Here is a 19,893-nt window from a genome sequence, read left to right as displayed (position 1 = left end):
ATTGCGTGGAGACCTGAGCATTGGGCTTTCGGCATCGATCATCCGGCGTCCCAAATCCAATACCCCGCATCAAACGACAACCAGCCCCGTTCGGGAGCGCCTGAAACGTTAAACCGAACTTTCCCTGATAAAGAATGGGGCATGATCCATGATCTATGAACCATACCCCATTGATAATAAGCAATAATTATTTCCGGCTGTAGTTCGGAGCTTCCTTGGTCACATCCACATCATGCGGATGGCTTTCGTTCATACCCGCATTGGTGATCTTTACAAACTGTGCGTTTTGAAGATCCTGAATGCTCTTTGCTCCACAATAGCCCATGCCGGCACGCAGTCCCCCGGTATATTGATAGATCACTTCCTTTAAGGTTCCTTTATACGCTACCCGGCCTTCAATGCCCTCCGGCACGAATTTCTTTACATCGTCTTCGGGATCCTGGAAATACCGGTCGCTGCTGCCTTTGGCCATGGCACCCAGCGAGCCCATTCCCCGGTAAGCCTTGAATTTACGTCCTTCAAAAATGATGGTCTCACCCGGGCTTTCTTCCGTACCGGCAAAGATGCTGCCCATCATGGCGCAATCTGCTCCGGCAGCAAGTGCCTTCACCAGGTCGCCGGTGTAGCGGATACCGCCATCGGCAATAATGGGAATGCCTTTCTTTTTCAAACCGGATGCCGCTTCCATGATCGCCGTCAGCTGCGGCATACCGGCGCCCGCCACAATACGAGTGGTACAGATAGAACCCGGGCCGATACCTACTTTTACCGCATCGGCCCCCGCTTCCGCCATCGCCAGGGCACCTTGTGCTGTACCTACATTGCCCGCAATAATATTTAGTTTTTTAAAATTCTTTTTCACCCTCTTTAACGCATCCAGCACCCCTTTGGTGTGTCCATGTGCGCTGTCCAGCACCACAATGTCCACCCCTACCTGCTGCAGGGCGTCGATCCGTTCAGCCACATCCCCGGTAATACCCACACCGGCGCCTACCAGCAAACGCCCAAAGGAATCTTTAATAGCATTGGGGAAGGAAGTTACCTGGAGGATATCCCGGTAAGTGATCAGCCCGATCAGCTTCCCCTGTTTGTCTACCACCGGCAGCTTCTCCACCTTGTACTGACGCAGAATGGTCTTTGCCTTTTTCAGGTCTGTTCCTTCCGGTGCTGTGATCAGGTTGGTACTGGTCATTACCTCGCTTACTTTACGATGCGGGTTATCTTCAAAACGAAGATCCCGGTTGGTAAGGATCCCTTTCAGTTTTTTGTTTTTATCAATTACCGGGATCCCCCCAATCTTGTTTTCCGCCATCAGCTGCAGGGCATCCCCGATGGTTGCATCTTCCAGCAGGGTAATGGGATCAAGGATCAGTCCGCTTTCGCTCCTTTTAACTTTGCGTACCTGCTCAGCCTGCTTCTCAATACTCATGTTCTTGTGCAGGATGCCCAAACCGCCCTCCCGGGCAATGGCCGTGGCCAGCGCCGCTTCCGTAACCGTATCCATGGCTGCGGACAAAATCGGTATGTTTAAAGAAATATCTTTCGTGAGTTTGGTGCGGATGTCCACCTCACGCGGCAATACCTGGCTGAATGCAGGTACCAGTAATACATCATCAAATGTTAAGCCTTCAAAGGCGATTTTGGAATTATTTGCAGAAGCTGCAGAAGATTTTCTTGTTGCCATGTGCAAAGGTAAGGGAAAATAGAAATACGATGTACCGTTTCACAATCTGATCATCCCAAACTTGCAATTCTATGACGCGGAAATCCGCGTTAGAAGTAAATTTCCGGCCTTTAAAGATTCTTTCCGGTATCAAAAAGAGCCGGTACACCCACTTTTCCCCTGCTTGCCGCGGCCTTTATATTGCCCGGCATATGCAATCGTTTGCGTAATCATACCGGCATTGAAAACCAGCAGAACAGACAAACAATACCCCGGTTCTTCTTTTTAGCCCTACTTTTGCAAACAAATTTTAACTCAGTACTGAATCATGCTTAAAATCAATCATACAAAGAAGCCCGGACCTACCATCCTTTTTATCTTTGGCGGAAGCGGGGACCTGAATCAGCGGAAACTGACCCCTGCCTTGTATAATCTTTGGCTGGACGGACTGATGCCTGAGCAATTTTCCATCATTGGTACGGGGCGTACGGATTACTCCAACGAAAAATTCCGGAACCACCTGCTGGAAGGTATCAACGAATTTTCCCGGAGGAAAAGTGATGGAAACGGAAGCTGGGAAAAATTTTCACAACACGTGTCCTACCTGCGGATGGATGTGGACCAGCCAAAGGATTATGCGGCAATGGCCACCATCATCAGCGACCTGGAAGCAGCATGGGGCGTAGAAGCGCATGTGCTCTTTTACCTTGCAGTAGCACCCCAGCTGGTGCCGGAGATCACTACCAACCTGAATAAGCTGGAGAAAGCAAAAGATAAAAACAGGGCCCGCATTGTTATTGAAAAGCCCTTTGGTCATGACCTGAAGAGTGCGCAGGCACTGAACCGGTTGCTGACCGAAATGTTCGACGAAAGCCAGATCTACCGTATTGATCATTACCTTGGAAAGGAAACGGTTCAGAACATCCTGGCCCTGCGTTTTGCCAATGCCCTGTTTGAGCCCATCTGGAACCGGAATTATATCGATCATGTGCAGATCACCGCAGCAGAAACCGTTGGTGTGGAGGATCGTGGAGGCTATTACGAGCGTTCCGGTGCCCTACGCGATATGGTACAGAACCACATCCTGCAACTGGTGTGCATGGTGGCCATGGAAGCGCCGGTATCGTTTGAAGCAGACGAGATCCGGAATAAAAAATCGGATGTGCTGAACGCCATCCGGAAGATCAAAAAAGAAGAGGTACAGCAATATGCAGTACGCGGCCAATATTCCCAGGGATGGGTACAGGGACAGGAAGAAAAAGCATATCGCGAAGAAAAAGGCGTTGTCCCCAACTCGTCGGTAGAAACATTTGCAGCAGTAAAATTTTACATTGATAACTGGCGCTGGCAGGACGTTCCCTTTTATGTACGGACCGGAAAATTCCTGAAGGAAAAAACCACCCTGATCACTGTACAATTTAAAGAAGCGCCCAAATATGCGTTTCCGCCGGAAGCTTCCGAAACCTGGCGCTCCAACCGGCTTTCCATCAGCATTCAGCCGGAAATGGATATCCGCCTCCGGTTCCAGGCAAAACGCCCGGGCCAGACGATGTCATTGAACCCCGTAAACATGGTGTTCAGCTATAGTGATAATTACGACGCGCCCCAGCCGGAGGCCTATGAGACCCTGTTGCTGGATGCCATGATGGGTAACCCCACCCAGTTTATGCGGGGCGACCAGGTAGAGATCGCCTGGGAAGTCATTGAACCCATCCTCGAAACCTGGGAAAACCGTCCTCCCGTTGACTTTCCCAATTATGCCCCGGGCACCTGGGGGCCTGAAGATGCGGAGGCACTGATCGCACGCGAAGGCCGGAACTGGATCACCCTGCCGCCCAAACGAAAAGAAAGCAATTCATGAGCCATCATAACGCACCAGACCGGGCCCCGGAAGCAAAACGCCGGGGCCCGTTTTTTTGATGCAGGCAACAGCCTTTTCAAGTATTTAACATTTCCTTTTAACAGATTCATTGCAGGTTTGCATGTACATTGGAGTGGCGTAACCATTTAACCAGTACATACAAAACATAACAATGAAAGCATTTACCCTGACTGCCATCGCTGCGCTGTGCATGCTTGCCGCACGGGCGGCAACAATAAAAGGCACCATTAAAGATGAGCATGGTGCGCCCCTGCCTTATGCCACCGTCACTCTTAAAGACAATCCCAATGGTACCACCGCCAACAGTAAGGGATTTTATGCCATCGACCTTCCTCCCGGCACCTATACCCTCGTGGTTGAGTACGTAGGCTACATCCCGTTTGAAAAAAAGATCTCCCTGACGGAAAAGAACCTTGAACTGGATGTTGTACTTTATGCCAATGCACATCTTTTGCAGGAGGTGGTGGTCCAAAGCAAAGGAGAAGACCCGGCTTACCGGATCATCCGGCAGGCCATCAAAAAGAAGTCCTACTACGAACACCAGACCGATGCTCTGTCCGTGAACATTTATCTGAAGGGCATTATCCGCACACTGAATATCCCCAAAAAGATCCTGGGCCAAAAGGTGGAACGGGACGCCAACGATGGGCTGGACACAGCAGGTAAAGGCGTATTGCTGCTGTCGGAATCTACCGTACAGCTGGATGAAGCAGAACCGGACCGGTCAAAAGTAACCGTTCTTTCCAGCTATCAGCGGGGCAATAATATGGGGTTGAATTTTTCAAAAGTAACCTCTTTCTACACCAACAACGTAGCCATATTCGACATCACCAGCAACTCCCGGGGATATATCTCCCCCATCGCCGACGCAGCCCTGAACTTTTACCGGTATAAGCTCCTGAACACCTATACCCGGAATGGGGTCATCGTAAAAACCATCCGGGTCATTCCCAAAAGAAAGCATGAGCCTCTGTTTTCCGGCACTATTGAAATAGCGGACTCCAGCTGGCGTATTTACAGCCTGGATCTTTTACTGACCAAGGATTATCAGCTGGAGCTCATCGATACGCTCCGTATTAAACAGCTGCATAGCCCGGTTACCGCCGATGTATGGAAAACCAAAAACCAGATCATTTCCATCTCTTTTAACCAGTTTGGCTTCAGAGGCATCGGCAGCTTTGTAAACGTTTACAGCAACTACAACCTGCATCCGGATTATACTGCCGGTTATTTCAACAATATTGTTATGAAATACGATACCGGCTATTACAAACGGGATTCCAATTTCTGGAAATACGCCCGGCCGGTTACCCTGGAAGACGATGAAAAAAAATACTACGCTTTCCGCGACAGCATCAGCACGCTTAATAAGAACCGTCCCCGCTCTTACTATGATTCGCTCAGGCGCCATCAGAAGATCACACTCTTTAATATTCTATGGCACAGTCAGCAATACCGGTGGTATTCAGAAAACCATACCTTCTCCTATAAGCTAAAGGGTCTATTAAAAGGACTGGAGTACAATACCGTGGAAGGCGTTGCAATAAAGGCAGACCAGACCCTCAGTTACATTCCGGCAAAAGGCCGGTACACCTATGACCTGCTATGGCATCTTCGCTATGGTTTTGAGAACCACCACCTCAACAGCTACGGTGTCATTACCATAAAGTCACGGCAGCAGCCCTACCGCAACCGGTATTTAAGTTTCGCGGGCGGTAAGCGGGTATCCCAATTCAACCGGCAAGAGCCCATTGATGCACTCACCAATACCTTTTATACCCTGTTCCTCCGAAGCAATTTTATGAAACTGTACGAGAACCGGTTTGGAAGCATCCGTTACAATAACCGTTTTGAGAACGGCTTTGCCATCAACGCAGGCCTTTTGTACGAGGACCGCATCCCGCTGCAGAACACAGCAGACTACTCTTTTTTTAACCGGGAAAAACCATTTACGCCCAATCATCCCGAAGCGTTGCAGCAGATCCCGTTCAGCCCGCACCAGGCACTGACCGGCAGCCTTACGCTCCGCTACCAGCCCGGGCAGAAATACATCCAGTATCCCCATTACAAAGTGTCCATTGGTTCCAGCAAACCGGTATTCACCCTTAACTACACGGCTGGCATTCCAAAGCTATTGGGCAGTGATGTGCACTATCACAAATGGATGGTGACAATGCAGCACGATAAAAATTTCAAACTGGCCGGCTTGTTTAAATACCGTTTAGAAGCCGGTGGCTTCTTCAGCGCCAAAGAATACTCCATCCCGGATATGAAGCATTTCAACGGCAACCAGACCTTTTACAACATCAAATACCTGAATAGCTTCCAGCTCGCTCCCTATTACGCCTACAGCAATACAGCGCGCTTTTACGCCGAAGGGAATATTGAACATCATTTCAATGGCTTGCTGACCAACAAGATTCCCTTGTTCAATAAGCTCAAATGGAACCTGGTAGCCGGCAGCAATGCCTTTTACGTCAATAAGGACCAGTACTACGCGGAGGTCTTTACCGGTATCGAAAATATCCTCAAACTATTCAGGGTAGACGTGATCGCCGGCTACCAGCCGTTGCTGAAAACCACCTATGGTGTACGGGTGGGGCTGGGCGGGCTGCTGGGCAGCGCCTTCCGGTTTGAGAAATAAGAGAACCGGAGAACATTACAAAAGGCTTAACACGAAAACCGGAAAACCCGGGACAGCCCACAGCCGGTACCAACGGCAATATCAATCCCTTTAAATTGCCCGGCAGGTACCCTGTTTCCTGGATCGGTATGTTAGTGAAGAACCGCGACGGCAGCAAGCGTCCTCTCAAAGGAATTGTACCCGACGTATTCGTAGAACGGACCATTAAGGGTATTAAAGAAGGCAGGGACAAATTTCTTGATAAAGCGCTGAAGATCGTTACACAGTAAAGACCTAAAGCAGCTGATACATTTTTCCCGGCAAGGCCTGGATCACCTGCTGCATTTCAAGGTTCAGCACGGCCACGGCAACCCGGCTGCTGCTGAGTCCGGAACGCAGATGGAGCTCATCAATATCTGCCTGCCCCCGGCTTTGCAGCAGCTCCACGACTACTTTTTCCTCGGGAGACAGTTCAATAAAAAGCTCTCTCGTTTGCTTCTTCAAGGTTTTCGGGGGCGGCATCCAGCCCATCGTTTCCAACAGCTGGCTTCCATTGGTCAGCAACTGTGCCCGGTTAGTCCGGATCAGGTGGTTGCAGCCGCTGCTTTTTTTGTCGGAGGTTCTTCCCGGGAAAGCAAAAACATCCCTGTGATAGCCATTGGCCAGTTCGGCGGTGATCATGCTGCCTCCCTTTACCTCCGTTTCCACTACCACGGTCGCATCGCTCATACCAGCCACGATCCGGTTGCGGCTGGGAAAATGATGTCGGTCTGGTTGCGTGCCCGTTACAAACTCGGTCAGCAACCCTCCCTGCCCAAGCATCTCTTTTGCCATGAAAAAATGATCTGCCGGATAGATCTTATCCAGGCCGTGCGCCAACACTCCTACTGTTTGCAGCTCTGCTTTCAAGGATCGCTTATGGACCAGCGAGTCGATCCCATAAGCCAGTCCGCTGATCACCAGCACACCACTATCCTGCAGGTCTTCGATCAGCTTTTCACAAACCTGCTTCCCGTACGACGTATGCGAGCGGGATCCTACGACCGCAACGATCCGCGGCTGGTTCAGATCCGCGTTGCCCTTATAATACAGCAGCACCGGTGCATCATAACAATGCAGCAGCCGCTGGGGATAATCCTTATCGGTAAGAAAGAGCGGACGTACCTGGTGTTTTTCAATAAAGGCGATCTCCGCTTCCACCGAAGCAAAATCTTTAAACCTCCGGATACTGTCGATACGAAGCTTGCCAACCCCTTCAATACGTTCCAGGGCCGTTTTCTTTTCTGTAAAAATTTCTTCCGGCGACAAATGCTGCAACAACAGCCGCGCCACAACAGGGCCGATATTGGGCACAAGGGTCAGCGCAATGCGATACATGAGCGGGTGTTCCATGAGGTCATCTTTGTACTAAAGATACAAAGATTATTGTATTGCCACAAGGCAGCAGGAAGGAAAGATAGACGCTTAAGATTACTCCATGCTTTTGTGACTTTGTGGCCCGCTGCCATGGCCAGGCATCACCACTTCCAGATGCACCTGTGGCCGGTACACTTCCATCAGCGTGGACGTATTTTCCGGCTGTTCAAACCCGTATTGCCGGTAAAGGCCGTGCGCATCCATAGTGTTCAGCATCAGCCGCCGCAACCGCTTTGTCCAGGGCTGTTCCTGTAACACAGACAGCATGGCTTTTGAAATGCCTTTGCCCCGGTGCGGCGGCAGCACAAAGAAATCCGCCAGCCAGCCAAACGTGGTATAATCCGTGATCACCCGTCCAAAAGCCACCTGGCGATCGTCGATAAAGGCACCGATGCAAAACGAATGCTTTACAGAATTTTCTACCATTTCCAAGCCAATGCCCCGCGCCCAATAAGATTCGTTACTCAAAAAACGATGGATCACCGGTACATCCATCTGCGCGCTCCCGGTCCGGATAATAAATAGACTCATTTTTACTATTTTTTACAAAAGAAAATAAAATATTAAAATGGATACAGATACAATTTTTAAAAATTAAATGGACACAATTTAAATTTGCCCTATGAAAAAAGAATTCCTGTATGCAGGCCTTTCCCGGAGCATTGCGCGGCAGATCCGGACAGGGGTGCTGAAGACGGGCGACCGTCTGCCTTCGGTAAGAACCTTGTGCCGGGAGCAGGGTGTCAGCATCAATACGGCAAAAAGGGTGTACCTGGAACTGGAGAAACAATCGCTGATCGAAGCAAAGCCACAATCCGGCTACTTTGTAAGCGACCGGAAACGGCGCATACTGCCCGTTCCGGAAACCAGCAGACCATCACCCATTAAAAGCGTGGAAACACCCAACCGCCTCATCAGCAAAGTATATGGGAACATGGGAAAAAAAGGGCTTACTTTATTTTCCATCGGCGCGCCATCCGCGGAACTATTGCCGGTTTCAAAACTCAACCGCGAAATGACCAAGGCCTTGCAGCAGCTCTCCGGCAGTGGCACCGCCTATGAAGAATTGCAGGGCAACCTGAAATTAAGAAGGACCCTTGCACGAAGATCCTTTTTCTGGGGAGCAGACCTTGCCGAAGAAGATATCATTACCACAACCGGAGGTATGAATGCACTCTCCTTTTGTATGATGGCCGTAAGCAAGCAGGGCAACACCATAGCGGTGGAAAGTCCTGTTTATCCCGGCATCCTGCAGCTGGCAAGAGGTCTCGGGCTCCGGGTACTGGAGCTGCCTACGCATCCCGTTACCGGCATTGAGATCGATGCGCTAAAAAAAGTGATCCACAAGATCCACTTGTGCCTGCTGGTTACCAATTTCAGCACGCCGCTGGGCTGCCTGATGCCCGATGCTCATAAAAAAGAACTGGTACAGTTATTAGCCGCATACGAGGTTCCCCTTATTGAAGACGATATCTATGGCGACCTGTACTTTGGTAAAAGCCGGCCAAAATGCTGTAAGGCCTACGACAAAGACGGGATGGTATTGTGGTGCAGCTCCGTTTCCAAAACGCTGGCCCCGGGCTACCGAGTGGGTTGGGTTGCTCCGGGAAGGTACCGTAATGCCATCCTGAACCTGAAATACATCCATTCTATTTCCCCCACAGCCATCACCCAGGAAGTAACGGCCCGCTTTCTTGAAAACGACCGCTACGACCTGCACCTGCACCAATTGCGCCACCAGCTTCAGTTAAACCGCGACCGGTTTACAGATACCATCGCAGCAGGTTTTCCGCCCGGAACAAAAATAAGCCGGCCACAGGGAGGGCTGGCATTGTGGGTGGTACTTCCGGAACGGATCGATACAGCCGAACTCTATGAAAGGGCCGTGCGACAAAAAATAAGCATTGCCCCCGGAAGGATGTTTACCCTGCAGAACCAATACAATAACTGCATGCGGCTGTGCATTGGCCTTCCATGGACGGATGACCTGAGCCGGAAGCTGACACAACTGGGAAAAATAACTGCAGCCCTGTAAGAAAACAGCGCTGCCGGGCAATTAAGGCCTGCTCGTTTTCCGGCCGCACACCAGGTGCGCAGCCAGCGCCAGCAGGGTAAAAGAAAAACCGATGGCCACCGATCCGTTCCACTGCCCGTGCTTCCAGGCCTGTGCTGCCAGCCAGGTACCCGCTGACCCCCCGATAAAGTAGCTGAACATATAAACCGTATTGAGCCGGTTATTGGCGCCGAGGTTTAAGGCAAAAAAGGAAGACTGGTTCATAATATGCATCGATTGCAGTCCCAGGTCTAGCAGGATCACCCCGATGATCATTCCTGCATACGTGTATCCCCCGATATAAAAAACACACCAGCTCAGGCACAGCATTACAATGGCCCATAAAATGATGGTAAAAGGTGCCGTTTTTTTTGCCACCCTGCCCACCAGTGCAGCCGCCAGCGCGCCAACAGCGCCGATGATACCAAAAGAACCGGCAACCGCCGCACCGGCATGAAACGGAGCGTCTTCCAGGTGAAAAACCAGCGTGGTCCAAAAGGCACTAAACGCAGCAAATCCCATCGCCCCCCGGAAGGCGGCCAAACGCAGCACCGGCTGGGTCCGCGTAAGATGCAGCAGGGACTTCATCAGCGACCCGTAGCTTCCTTTAAATGACGGATGTACGTCCGGCAATTTCCATGCGATCAACCCCGCCAGCAGCGCCATGCAGCCGGTAGCAATATAATACATCACCTTCCAGCCCCAAAGATCACCTACAAAGCCGCTTACAACTCTCGATAACAATATCCCCAGCAGCAGCCCGCTCATTACCATGCCAATGGCAGCTCCCTGCTTCTCCTTTGTTGCCAGCTCGGCAGCCATAGGAACAAAAAGCTGTGGCAGAACGGAGGTGAAACCCACCATAAAACTGGCCAGGAGCAGCCACTCCACAGTAGGCGCAATCGTCATCCCGACCAGTGAAAGTATGATCAATCCGAAATCGGCCAGGATCAAACGTTTGCGTTTTAACATATCTCCGAGGGGTACGATCAGCAACAGGCCCAAAGCAAAGCCAACCTGGGTCAGCATCGCAATATTGCTGATCTGCCCCTCACTAACACCAAAATCGCGCGCCATCAGCCCCAGCAATGGCTGGTTGTAATAATTGTTCCCCACTACTACTCCTGTGGCAATCGTCATCAGCCAGAGCGTTCCACGGTTCAAAGGTGGCCGGGCCGGACGTTGCATTGGCGGCGGCTCTGCCTGTATCTTTAATACGGATATCTCCGCAGGTTTTGCCTGCGTTTCAAAATTCGTCGTGTGCATCATTATACTCATTATCGGTTCACGGAACAACCGGCCCCCAATTCCGGCTCATCCGGCCTGTCATTTTTTTTATTATTCCGGTTGCCCGCAAAAGGAAAAGCCCCGGAGGGCTTCATCCTATGTTGAACAGTGTAAAATACATGTCCGGATCGCCGGCCTTACGATTGCTTTGCCCTGGCTGCCTGCTCCAGCACGGAAGCAATACCTGTATAGCCTCTTGACCGCGCATGCTGCAATGCAGTAATACCGTCATTATCCGGTATGGAAATATTGCATCCCGCATCTACCAGCGTCTGAACCACAGTAACATACTTTTCTGTACCGTTCCCCAGCAGGACCGCCTCCATCAATGCCGTCCAGCCCAGCCGGTTAACATGATCTATCGGATAGCCCTTTGTGCGCGCCAGAAGCTTTACCACTTCTATATGTCCCCGCTCACAGGCCGGGATCAATGCCGACCCATAATACCGGTTGAACACATCAAACCGGGCGCCATTTTCCAGGAACAGCTTCACCAGTTCGGTGAACCCCGAAGCTCCGGCATACAAAAACGGGCTGTCTTTTATCTGGTCTTGCCGGTTAACATCCGCACCATGCGCTACCAGGAGCTTTGCCATTTCCAGGTTATTGTCATGTGCAGCGATAAGCAGCAGGGACCGCTGTCTTTTATCAGAAGTGTTCACGTTGGCCCCCTTTTTTAATTCGGCAGCCACAACAGACAGTTGATTCTTCTCAACCGCTTTGATAAGATCAACAGAAGAAGCATTCATATCCGTATGATTTGTTTTTGCCTGACAGGAGTTCAGAAAGAACACCGAGCATATCAGCAGTAGACGATACATAAGAAATAGATTCAATAATTAAAAAACTACATTTCCTCTGTGGATAAGGGACCGCACCGGTGAAATACGGGAGACAGCCTCCGCAGAGCAGCTGGCTTCCACCAGTACCAGGTCTGCCTTATCGCCGGTCTTCGGCCATTGCTGGTTTCCTTTATCATCCAGCGGCAGCACATTATGTGTAGCCAGTTTCAATATTCTTGACAATCCCAGTTCCGTATTGTAGCCATACAATTGAGCCGCAAGGTTGGCCTTTTGCAAAACGCTGCCGGAACCAAACGTGCTCCAGTGGTCAATGATACAGTCGTTGCCCGCACGCACATCCACCCCGTATTTGTACAGGGTAGGAATGGGCATGATCGTTCTTCCGAACGGGATGGTCGATATCACCCCTATTTGCGCATTGCCCATTTTTTCCGCCACTTCCTCCAAGCGGTTCTGTTCCAGGTGCGCCAGCACAAAACAATGGCTGATAAATGTTTTCCCTTTTAATACCGGGTTCTCATTAACTTTTTTGATCAGGTATTCAATTGTCTGAACACCAGACGCTCCGCCTTCATGAAGGTGAATGTCGATCCCCTTATGATAATCAAGGGCCAGCTGCACCACAAAATCCATGCTTTTTTCGATACTGCCGTCAATAGAAGCGGGATCCAGGCCGCCAATAAAAGCCACCCCCATCTGGGCAGCATCCTTCATCAGCCCCGTAGAGTCGGTATAATAAAGACCATGTTGCGGAAAAGCCACCAGCTCTGCTTCAAAGGAATCCTTTTTATGCTCCAGTGCTTTCTGCAGATGTTTTAAAGAATCCAGTTTTGAAGTAGGTTCGATATTTACATGGCTTCTTGCAAAGTTACTGCCCTTCGACTGCAGTAATTCGATAAGCTTTTCGGCTTTATAGGTGGAGTTTTGAAGCAGCCCCGGGATGATCTGCTGTTCCAGCGCAATCATACCCTTTACGCCCCCTCCCTTCCGGTTCGTCGCCTTCCATTTTTCTCCATAATAGGTCTTATCCAGATGGATGTGCATCTCCCTGAACGCCGGCAACAGCAGCAGCCCTTTGGCATCCATACCTTTTGCCGCGGGATTATTGGGCAGTACCGATTTTATCTTTCCATTACTGATTTCGATGGTGAATAGTTCTGTTTTTGTACCGCTCACCTGACCTTCCTCATATTCAAAACCGGTTTCCAGCCGTACATTCTTTAACGTAAGTGCTTTACCCGCCGCAGGAGCGGGAAAACTGCCGACAGATCCTGCCTGGCCGGAAGCCAGCAAGCCGCTGCCTGCGGCAAAAAGAATAGACGAGTTTTTAATAAAACTTTTCCGGGAAATGGATCTGGGCACCATATGCTTTATTTTTTACAAAATTAGCATCCGCTTTCCTCCTCCTGATGGAGGATTTATCCCATAACTTGTAAAATTTATAACCGGCTCCTGAATTCCCGCGGGGCAAGTCCCGTTTTATCCTTGAAAAAATTAGAAAAATAAGCAAGATCGCTAAATCCCAGTTCAAAGGCAATTTCCTTGACCGACTTTTCTGAAGCCTGCATCAGTCTTTTGGCTTCCAGTATTACCCGGCTCTGGATCAGGAATGTAGCCGGCACATGAAAATACCGCTTGCAAAGGATATTGAGGTAATTGGGCGATATATGGAGCCGGCCTGCGTAATAGGTTACCGACTTCTCGTCTTTAAAATGAGCATCTATCAGCGAATGATATTGAAACAATACCGGCTTGCTGCGGTACACTTCCAGGTCATCGAACGTTCGCTCCGCCTCCCGGCTTGCCAGCTGTGCAATCAGCCGCGCACGAAGATGGATGGTTTCCCAATGAACGGGCTTCTGGCTCAATTCCTCTTCGATTGACCGGAACTCGTATAATAATTTTTGAAAGACCTTTTCCGGCAGATCAATGACCGGGTGATTCTGATACAGTATAAACGAAAACCGCAGCGAGTCGGAAAAGGTTTCAAAAACCGGCCGGCTGATCATGAGCTGATACCCCGACGTGTTTTTTCCCAGGCGCCAGCTATGCACTTGTTCCGGGAACAGCAGATGCAACTGGCGATTCCCCACCTTGTGCTCCACAAAATCGATGGAGTGCGTTCCGCTGCCTTTTTCAAACAAAAGAAAGAAGAAAAAGTCGTGCTTGTGCGGCTTCTCAATAAACCGTTCTCCATGCAGTTCATGATACAGCAAACTATCTTCAGACTGTTGCTTGTCATTAAAGGCACTGATACCAAAGATCGGGAACGGGTCTTTTATGCTCACGGCAGAAAGTTACAAAATTTCCTGAGAAAGATAGCGTGCAACGCGCGCCTCCCCGGGCAAGCACATCCAAAGCTGTCCTCATAAAAATCTGCCGGCCAGGGGACTTGGAGATGCTTCTTTAAAAGCAAATATGCGGTTTTATAGGAATACCAGTCCTTTAGGCTCTATGATTAAGATGCCTTTACCCGGGGTGTCCTGATAAGCGTATTTTCATTGCACGCCCAACCGTTTACAGCAAGAGCTTTTCCCGCTGACGACGCTGGTTCACATTCGGATGCGCCCGACTTAAAAGCTGTTTAAAACAGATTTTCGATGATACCGATCACCCAGAAAAGCGCAGATCACAGAAGCATATTATACATAAATCCATATAAACTGCAGAAGGTTGTTGTATCTACAACTTATGACGATATAGTTTTGACAAGCATTTTACAGATCGTTTTTTGTTTAAAAATGCAATCAAAAATCAATGCCGCTGTAACAACCGGATCTATACATTCCTGACGCGCTCTTTTTTGTTGTTAAATTTCCGGTACGCGGTTTCCAGCAACGCCATAAAAACCGGCAACGCCGGCTGCCGGTTTCCCGGATCAAAGCCCAGTACTGTTTCAGTGGTTACCGGCAATTGCAGCAGGGGTACAAAATCCAGTTCCGGCGAACGGAATAATCGCCGGGCCGATTCGGGAACAATGGCCACCCCGATACCGCTGGATACCAGCTCCAGGATAGAGGGCATGTTGTTGCACTCGTGGATCACTTTTGGCTCAAAGCCCAGCTGATGACAGCAGTGAATGAATTGCTGGTAGTAATCCGGCGCATACTCTTTATTAAAAGATACAAAGGATTGAGCGGCCAGCCGGTTAAGCGGGATCTTTTCCTGTTTGGATTTTGCCAGACAAAAAGACTCCGTAAGCAACGTGCGCTTTTCCAGTAACGGCGATAAGACCGGCGCCCGGACAATACCCAGGTCAAGCGTTCCGTTTTCCAGTGCCGCTATTTGCCGTTGTGTGGCCGCTTCATAAAGATTCACACGCAGGAACGGGTAGCGCTCCTTTACGGTCTTTAAGACCTTTGCCAGCACCGTCCTGGGTGTAGAGCTGATATATCCCAGCCGGAACGTGCCCGCCACCGAATCGTGGATCTGCTTTGCTTTTATTTTGGCCTTCTCCAGCTGCTGTAATAAAGCAGCACTTTCCGAAAGGAAGTAGCGCCCGGCCTCCGTAAGATAAACCCGCTTATTGTTCCGCTCAAAAAGCAATACGCCCAGCTCCGTTTCCAGCTCGCGTATCTGCCGGCTCAGCGGCGGTTGGGAGATGAACAGTTTTTCCGCAGCCCTTCCAAAATGCAGTTCCCGCGCAAGGGTATGGAAGTAAAGAAGATGCCGGATTTCCATGATACCTGTAAAGTATTGTTAAATGATAAAAATAGTATTTTTAAGGTATCAATGGCTGGTTTATTTTTGGGGCCTAAAAACAGGATAATGGAACAAAAGTCAACACTAAAAGAAATTGAGGAGCGCTTCGACAAGGACGTAGCCCGTTTTTCGAACCTGGAAACCGGGCAGCAGACCACACTGGATGCTACCTTTAATATGGAACTGATCACCGATGGGATTGCCGCCGCCGCACCCCGCCTGAAAAAAATACTGGACATCGGTTGTGGTGCCGGCAATTACCCGGTTAAATTATTATCAAAGACAACGACCAACCCCGATGTAACGCTGGTAGACCTCAGCCAGCCCATGCTGGACAAGGCAGCCGAACGGGTACAGCCGCTTACAACCGGGCAGGTGACCACCATCTGGGGCGATTTCCGGACCGCAGCCCTCGAAGAAAATACCTATTGTGCCATTATTGCTACCGCGGTGCTTCATCATTTGCGGGATGATGCCGACTGGGAGGCTGCATTTGCAAAATTCTTCAGTCTGCTGAAACCGGGAGGCAGCATCTGGATCTTTGACCTGGTGGCCCAGGATCACCCGGCAATGCAGCAGTTACTTTTTACACAGCATTACGGGCGCTACCTCAGCGATCTGAAAGACGCTGCCTACCGGGATCATGTATTTGCCTATATCGAAAAGGAAGATACCCCCCGAAGCGTTATCTACCAGACCAACCTGCTGCGCAAGGTCGGTTTTAAAACCGTGGAGCTCCTCCATAAAAATCTTTGCTTTGCTTCTTTTGCGGCGTTTAAATAAGAGGTGCAACAGGTAAAGAACAGTTGGCCATCTTAAAAATCTTGTCGAAATTTGCCAGGCAGGAGGCAGACTCCTGTTTTGCAGATGCTTATAGGAATCAGTGCCATGTCTACAATCAATTGATGGAATAGTTATCGCGCCGGACCTGAAAAAGGATCATTAGAACGCAGCTCCATGATGCCGATACCGGGAGCCATTTCTGAAAGGAGTTAACATGACACCGGACTTAACACAACACCAGGGCACTGCAAGAAACCCATCGTAAACAAAAGAAATAATGGCAGGCCTGACCCATCATCTGAATGCGATACGCAGTTTCTTCAATACCGGGGCAACCCGTTCCGTCGATTTCCGGAAAAAGCAACTACAACTGTTAAAGGAAAGCATTCTGAAACATGAAGACGCTTTAAGCACCGCATTATTCAATGACCTGCATAAGAGCCCGGAAGAAGTCTGGATCACCGAAACGGGTATGGTGCTTTCGGAGATCAACACCTGTATCCAATCACTGGATGAATGGATGGCACCACAGCCGGTACCAACCAATTTTGTAAATATACCCGGGAAAAGCTACCTGCTGCCCGAGCCATTGGGAGTAGTACTCATCATTGCACCCTGGAACTACCCGTTCCAGCTCCTGTTTATGCCTCTGGTGGGTGCCATTGCTGCCGGCAACTGTGCTGTATTAAAACCGAGCGAGCTTACGACGGCTACCGAAAAAATAATGGGGCAGATCATTACAGAAGCCCTCGCCCCTAATTATGTATTATACGCACCTGGGGAAGGCGCGGCACTGATCCCGGACTTAATGGATCATTTCCGTTACGATCATGTCTTTTATACCGGCAGTACCGCCGTGGGAAAGATCATTTATCAAAAAGCCGCGGCACAGCTTACGCCCGTAACTCTTGAACTGGGCGGCAAAAGCCCCTGTGTTGTAACAGCAAATGCCTCGCTGAAGGTTGCTGCAAAACGGATCATCAATATTAAATTTTCCAACGCGGGGCAAATGTGCATTACCCCGGATTATCTGCTGGTGCATCATTCCGTTAAAGAAGCCTTGATACAGCAACTAAAAGCAATCATCCTTAAATTTTACGGACCACACCCTATTACAAGCTACGATTACGGGCGTATTGTAAATAACAAACATTTTCACCGTCTGCGGAATTTAATGGAGGGGCAAACAATCCTTCACGGAGGGGAACACAATGAAGAACAGCTTTATATAGCCCCCACGCTGATAAATGCCCCTTCTGTTGAAGCCGCGATCATGAAGGAGGAGATTTTTGGTCCCCTGTTGCCTGTTATCGGATATCAAAACGATGCGGAAGCCCTGGCATGGATCCGGAAAAACGAGAACCCTCTGGCCCTTTACATTTTCACCAACGATAAAAAAGAGGCCGATCAATGGCTGCAACAGGTTCCTTTTGGTGGTGGCTGTATAAATACGGCAGCCATGCATTACCTCAACAAAAATCTGCCCTTCGGCGGAAGGGGAAACAGCGGCATCGGGCGGTACCATGGCCGGTTTTCATTTGAAACCTTCAGCCACATCAAAGGCATTTTAAAAGCCCGTACCTGGCCCGATATTCCTCTGGCTTACCCTACGCTAAAGGGCAAATTAAAGACGTTAAAAAAGGTGATATAAACCTGTGAGGTTTTAAAAACCACAGATTTAACTTTCCGGCTCAACAACTTCCGCATCCGGGGCATTCTTTTTCACGGATTCGATGCCGTTTTCCCGGGCCGCTTCTGATTCGTAAAGCTCACTTTTGCCGATGACCTGGCCATTACCGGCTTTTAAGTTAAAAAAGGGTTTGCCGTTGGATGATGTTTTCCGGTCATACTGTGCATCGTCGGAGGCATTTTTCTTTACTGATTCGATACCGTTATCGCAAGCGGCCCTGGTAGTGTAGCCTTCGCTCGTCAGGATGATCTGCCCATTACCAGCTTTCAGGTTAAACTGGAATTCGCCATTGGTTCTTTTGGAAATTACAAATTTTCCCATAATTGATTTTCTTTAAAGGTAAGGAAATAGATTACCGGATTAAAATTAAGAAAACGGATTTAGAAATCAGTCATCAGGGAGGTACAAAAGTCCTTTATGCCGCAGTATGGCTTCCCCCTCCCCGGAAATCGCCACCGTCACTCAAAAATCCGGTAACGGAACAATAATTTCATTTGATCAAGACTCTGTTTCGGTTGTTTACAAATATAAATATACTGGAAGCGTTCTTCCTCCTTTTCCGCAAACGGGTTTTCTATTTTCCGTACCGGAACAACAAAGTCAAAATAAGGATCAAAAAAATTGCCTGCCTGGTAACTCAATGCGATGATGGTATGCGGCATCGCTCCGCCAGGCGCCCAGGTATAAAAACTTCCATGATATGAAAATACGGGCGGCAGTTGTTGTTTGCCCGCCACATTCCGGTACAGACTTACAATACCTGCCTGCGAATAATGCTTCCCCCATATAAGGCAATGCGCCCGCTCATTAGCAGGGAGGCTGTCATAAACGGTCTTCAGCTCATGCAGGGTTTCCTTCCATTTGCTGCGCGTATAATATTCATCAAATTTAACACGGTAGTGGCCGTCGGATGCCATTTCACCTTCGTAAGGAAAAATCCGTTTCAAATAGGTTGGTAAATTATAAACAGGCATCCCAAAAGGGATCATTAGCCCGCCCAACAGGAGCAATCCCGTTACAGGATACATGATCCATTTCCTTTTCATCAACACCTCCTGCTCCCAAAATAAGGCACCAAACGGCAATATGGTTAATATGACCGGGAAAAAATAATACGGTTTACCGTTTTTATACAGCAGCAAAAAGAATGAAATGGCAATAGCACCTGCCAGCGGCAGGAAAACGCGGCCTCTTTTAAAAAAGGCCAAAAAACACACACCCGGTATAAGAAGGAGAAAGGCAGTAAACGGGTTAATGGACATTAGCAGTTTTGCAACGGTGGTAGTCCTTTGCAATCCGGACAATTGCGTTTTATATAACCGGTCAAACATCTGCAGCGCCGGAAAATCATTCCGGATCTGCCAGATCACATTTGGTAATATGACAACGGCAAACAACAATAACGGCAACCAGCATTTACATGCTACCAGCGCCCTTCTTGTCCGCGCAAACATCAGCAGGGATAAAAGCCCCGCCAGAAAAAAAACGCTGTCATATTTTGTAAGAAAGCCCAGGATACAACAGCCCGTTAAACGCCATAGATCACCGCTGCGATGGTCTTTTACAAACCCGACCAGATAATAGAACCCCATGATCCAAAATAACTGGCTGAATACAACCGGTTGAAAAAGCTGATTGCTACGGCCAAAAGCAGGTGCGATCAGAAAACCCAGCAATACTAAAATGACCGCCTGTTTGCCGCCGCCTGTATGGACGGTGATCTTTGCCAGATACACCATTATCAGCACACCGGCGATATGGGAAAACAAATGATGTACAAAAACCGCATCAGATCCAAAAAGGTTCTGAACAAAGGCGACTGCCGCAATAAACGGAGGGAATTCCATGTAACCGGCGGCCAGATGGCGCCCTGCTTCAATATGCAGCAACTCATCTCCCTGAAATCCCGAATGACTGTCTGCGATCAAATGCAACAGCAGTTTTGTGATGCAAAAAAAAGCCGTTATGATCCTGACTTGTCTGTTCACCAA

Annotated in this window: 16 protein-coding genes; 6 read left to right on the top strand and 10 right to left on the bottom strand. The window is 49.3% G+C overall.

The annotated features are described in order from the left end of the window. Positions 1-187 precede the first annotated feature (187 nt). Positions 188-1,684, bottom strand: coding sequence for an IMP dehydrogenase (gene guaB / locus B160_RS0120095; RefSeq protein WP_026309892.1), 1,497 nt, complete (start codon positions 1,682-1,684; stop codon positions 188-190). 307 nt (positions 1,685-1,991) lie between these two features. Between guaB and zwf the strand changes: the two genes are divergently transcribed. The 3 genes from zwf to B160_RS31800 all read left to right on the top strand — a co-directional run bounded on the left by zwf (position 1,992) and on the right by B160_RS31800 (position 6,458). After that, positions 1,992-3,524, top strand: a complete 1,533-nt coding sequence (gene zwf / locus B160_RS0120085) for a glucose-6-phosphate dehydrogenase (protein WP_018629727.1) — start codon at positions 1,992-1,994, stop codon at positions 3,522-3,524. A 172-nt stretch (positions 3,525-3,696) separates the two neighbouring features. Further along, entirely contained in the window at positions 3,697-6,189 is a 2,493-nt protein-coding gene (locus tag B160_RS0120080; protein WP_018629726.1) for a DUF5686 and carboxypeptidase regulatory-like domain-containing protein, read from the top strand. Positions 6,190-6,317: 128 nt separating this feature from the next. After that, positions 6,318-6,458: a hypothetical protein gene (locus B160_RS31800; protein WP_157558148.1), complete on the top strand. Its 141-nt coding sequence runs from the start codon at positions 6,318-6,320 to the stop codon at positions 6,456-6,458. A gap of 4 nt (positions 6,459-6,462) precedes the next feature. Here the strand turns inward: B160_RS31800 and dprA are convergent, their stop codons facing one another. Then, positions 6,463-7,560, bottom strand: coding sequence for a DNA-processing protein DprA (gene dprA, locus B160_RS0120070; protein ID WP_018629724.1), 1,098 nt, complete (start codon positions 7,558-7,560; stop codon positions 6,463-6,465). Between the two features lie 78 nt (positions 7,561-7,638). Next, a complete protein-coding gene (locus tag B160_RS29755) occupies positions 7,639-8,115 on the bottom strand; it encodes a GNAT family N-acetyltransferase (protein ID WP_018629723.1) in 477 nt (158 codons plus the stop codon). A 91-nt stretch (positions 8,116-8,206) separates the two neighbouring features. Here B160_RS29755 and B160_RS0120060 point away from each other — a divergent pair, with 91 nt between their 5' ends. Then, positions 8,207-9,619, top strand: coding sequence for an aminotransferase-like domain-containing protein (locus B160_RS0120060; protein WP_018629722.1), 1,413 nt, complete (start codon positions 8,207-8,209; stop codon positions 9,617-9,619). Between the two features lie 21 nt (positions 9,620-9,640). Here the strand turns inward: B160_RS0120060 and B160_RS0120055 are convergent, their stop codons facing one another. From B160_RS0120055 to B160_RS0120025, 5 genes are all read right to left on the bottom strand, one after another. Continuing rightward, positions 9,641-10,906 carry an MFS transporter gene (locus B160_RS0120055; protein ID WP_018629721.1) on the bottom strand — a complete coding sequence of 422 codons (1,266 nt, stop codon included), beginning with the start codon at positions 10,904-10,906 and terminating at the stop codon, positions 9,641-9,643. 155 nt (positions 10,907-11,061) lie between these two features. Further along, on the bottom strand, positions 11,062-11,745 hold the full coding sequence (locus B160_RS0120045; RefSeq protein WP_026309891.1) for an ankyrin repeat domain-containing protein: 684 nt from the start codon (positions 11,743-11,745) through the stop codon (positions 11,062-11,064). An 18-nt stretch (positions 11,746-11,763) separates the two neighbouring features. Continuing rightward, a complete protein-coding gene (locus tag B160_RS0120040) occupies positions 11,764-13,092 on the bottom strand; it encodes an amidohydrolase (protein ID WP_018629718.1) in 1,329 nt (442 codons plus the stop codon). Between the two features lie 74 nt (positions 13,093-13,166). After that, the gene (locus B160_RS0120035) at positions 13,167-14,015 is read right to left on the bottom strand and encodes an AraC family transcriptional regulator (RefSeq protein WP_018629717.1); all 849 of its coding nucleotides are present in this window, start codon (positions 14,013-14,015) and stop codon (positions 13,167-13,169) included. A gap of 490 nt (positions 14,016-14,505) precedes the next feature. After that, positions 14,506-15,408 carry a LysR family transcriptional regulator gene (locus tag B160_RS0120025; protein ID WP_018629715.1) on the bottom strand — a complete coding sequence of 301 codons (903 nt, stop codon included), beginning with the start codon at positions 15,406-15,408 and terminating at the stop codon, positions 14,506-14,508. An 87-nt stretch (positions 15,409-15,495) separates the two neighbouring features. On the opposite strand from B160_RS0120025, the gene B160_RS0120020 reads away from it, so the two are divergent. Further along, positions 15,496-16,212, top strand: coding sequence for a class I SAM-dependent methyltransferase (locus B160_RS0120020; RefSeq protein ID WP_018629714.1), 717 nt, complete (start codon positions 15,496-15,498; stop codon positions 16,210-16,212). Positions 16,213-16,489: 277 nt separating this feature from the next. Beyond that, the gene (locus B160_RS0120015) at positions 16,490-17,863 is read left to right on the top strand and encodes an aldehyde dehydrogenase family protein (RefSeq protein ID WP_018629713.1); all 1,374 of its coding nucleotides are present in this window, start codon (positions 16,490-16,492) and stop codon (positions 17,861-17,863) included. A 27-nt stretch (positions 17,864-17,890) separates the two neighbouring features. Here B160_RS0120015 and B160_RS0120010 read toward each other — a convergent pair whose 3' ends face one another. Beyond that, the gene (locus tag B160_RS0120010; RefSeq protein ID WP_018629712.1) at positions 17,891-18,223 is read right to left on the bottom strand and encodes a YegP family protein; all 333 of its coding nucleotides are present in this window, start codon (positions 18,221-18,223) and stop codon (positions 17,891-17,893) included. Positions 18,224-18,360: 137 nt separating this feature from the next. After that, positions 18,361-19,890, bottom strand: a complete 1,530-nt coding sequence (locus tag B160_RS0120005) for an ArnT family glycosyltransferase (protein ID WP_157558147.1) — start codon at positions 19,888-19,890, stop codon at positions 18,361-18,363. Positions 19,891-19,893 lie beyond the last annotated feature (3 nt).

Source organism: Niabella aurantiaca DSM 17617 (assembly GCF_000374125.1).
In the GTDB taxonomy this organism is placed as follows: Bacteria; Bacteroidota; Bacteroidia; order Chitinophagales; family Chitinophagaceae; genus Niabella; species Niabella aurantiaca.
The sequence above is the reverse complement of the archived record's forward strand: the minus strand, read 5'-3'. Positions and strand labels throughout refer to the sequence as shown.

Coding starts and splice junctions, on each gene's coding strand:
- B160_RS0120040 (WP_018629718.1), bottom strand. CDS start 13,092: ATGGTGCCCAGATCCATTTCCCGGAAAAGTTTTATTAAAAACTCGTCT.
- B160_RS0120020 (WP_018629714.1), top strand. CDS start 15,496: ATGGAACAAAAGTCAACACTAAAAGAAATTGAGGAGCGCTTCGACAAG.
- B160_RS0120025 (WP_018629715.1), bottom strand. CDS start 15,408: ATGGAAATCCGGCATCTTCTTTACTTCCATACCCTTGCGCGGGAACTG.
- B160_RS0120010 (WP_018629712.1), bottom strand. CDS start 18,223: ATGGGAAAATTTGTAATTTCCAAAAGAACCAATGGCGAATTCCAGTTT.
- B160_RS0120015 (WP_018629713.1), top strand. CDS start 16,490: ATGGCAGGCCTGACCCATCATCTGAATGCGATACGCAGTTTCTTCAAT.
- B160_RS29755 (WP_018629723.1), bottom strand. CDS start 8,115: ATGAGTCTATTTATTATCCGGACCGGGAGCGCGCAGATGGATGTACCG.
- B160_RS31800 (WP_157558148.1), top strand. CDS start 6,318: ATGTTAGTGAAGAACCGCGACGGCAGCAAGCGTCCTCTCAAAGGAATT.
- B160_RS0120060 (WP_018629722.1), top strand. CDS start 8,207: ATGAAAAAAGAATTCCTGTATGCAGGCCTTTCCCGGAGCATTGCGCGG.
- B160_RS0120080 (WP_018629726.1), top strand. CDS start 3,697: ATGAAAGCATTTACCCTGACTGCCATCGCTGCGCTGTGCATGCTTGCC.
- guaB (WP_026309892.1), bottom strand. CDS start 1,684: ATGGCAACAAGAAAATCTTCTGCAGCTTCTGCAAATAATTCCAAAATC.
- B160_RS0120045 (WP_026309891.1), bottom strand. CDS start 11,745: ATGTATCGTCTACTGCTGATATGCTCGGTGTTCTTTCTGAACTCCTGT.
- dprA (WP_018629724.1), bottom strand. CDS start 7,560: ATGGAACACCCGCTCATGTATCGCATTGCGCTGACCCTTGTGCCCAAT.
- zwf (WP_018629727.1), top strand. CDS start 1,992: ATGCTTAAAATCAATCATACAAAGAAGCCCGGACCTACCATCCTTTTT.
- B160_RS0120055 (WP_018629721.1), bottom strand. CDS start 10,906: ATGATGCACACGACGAATTTTGAAACGCAGGCAAAACCTGCGGAGATA.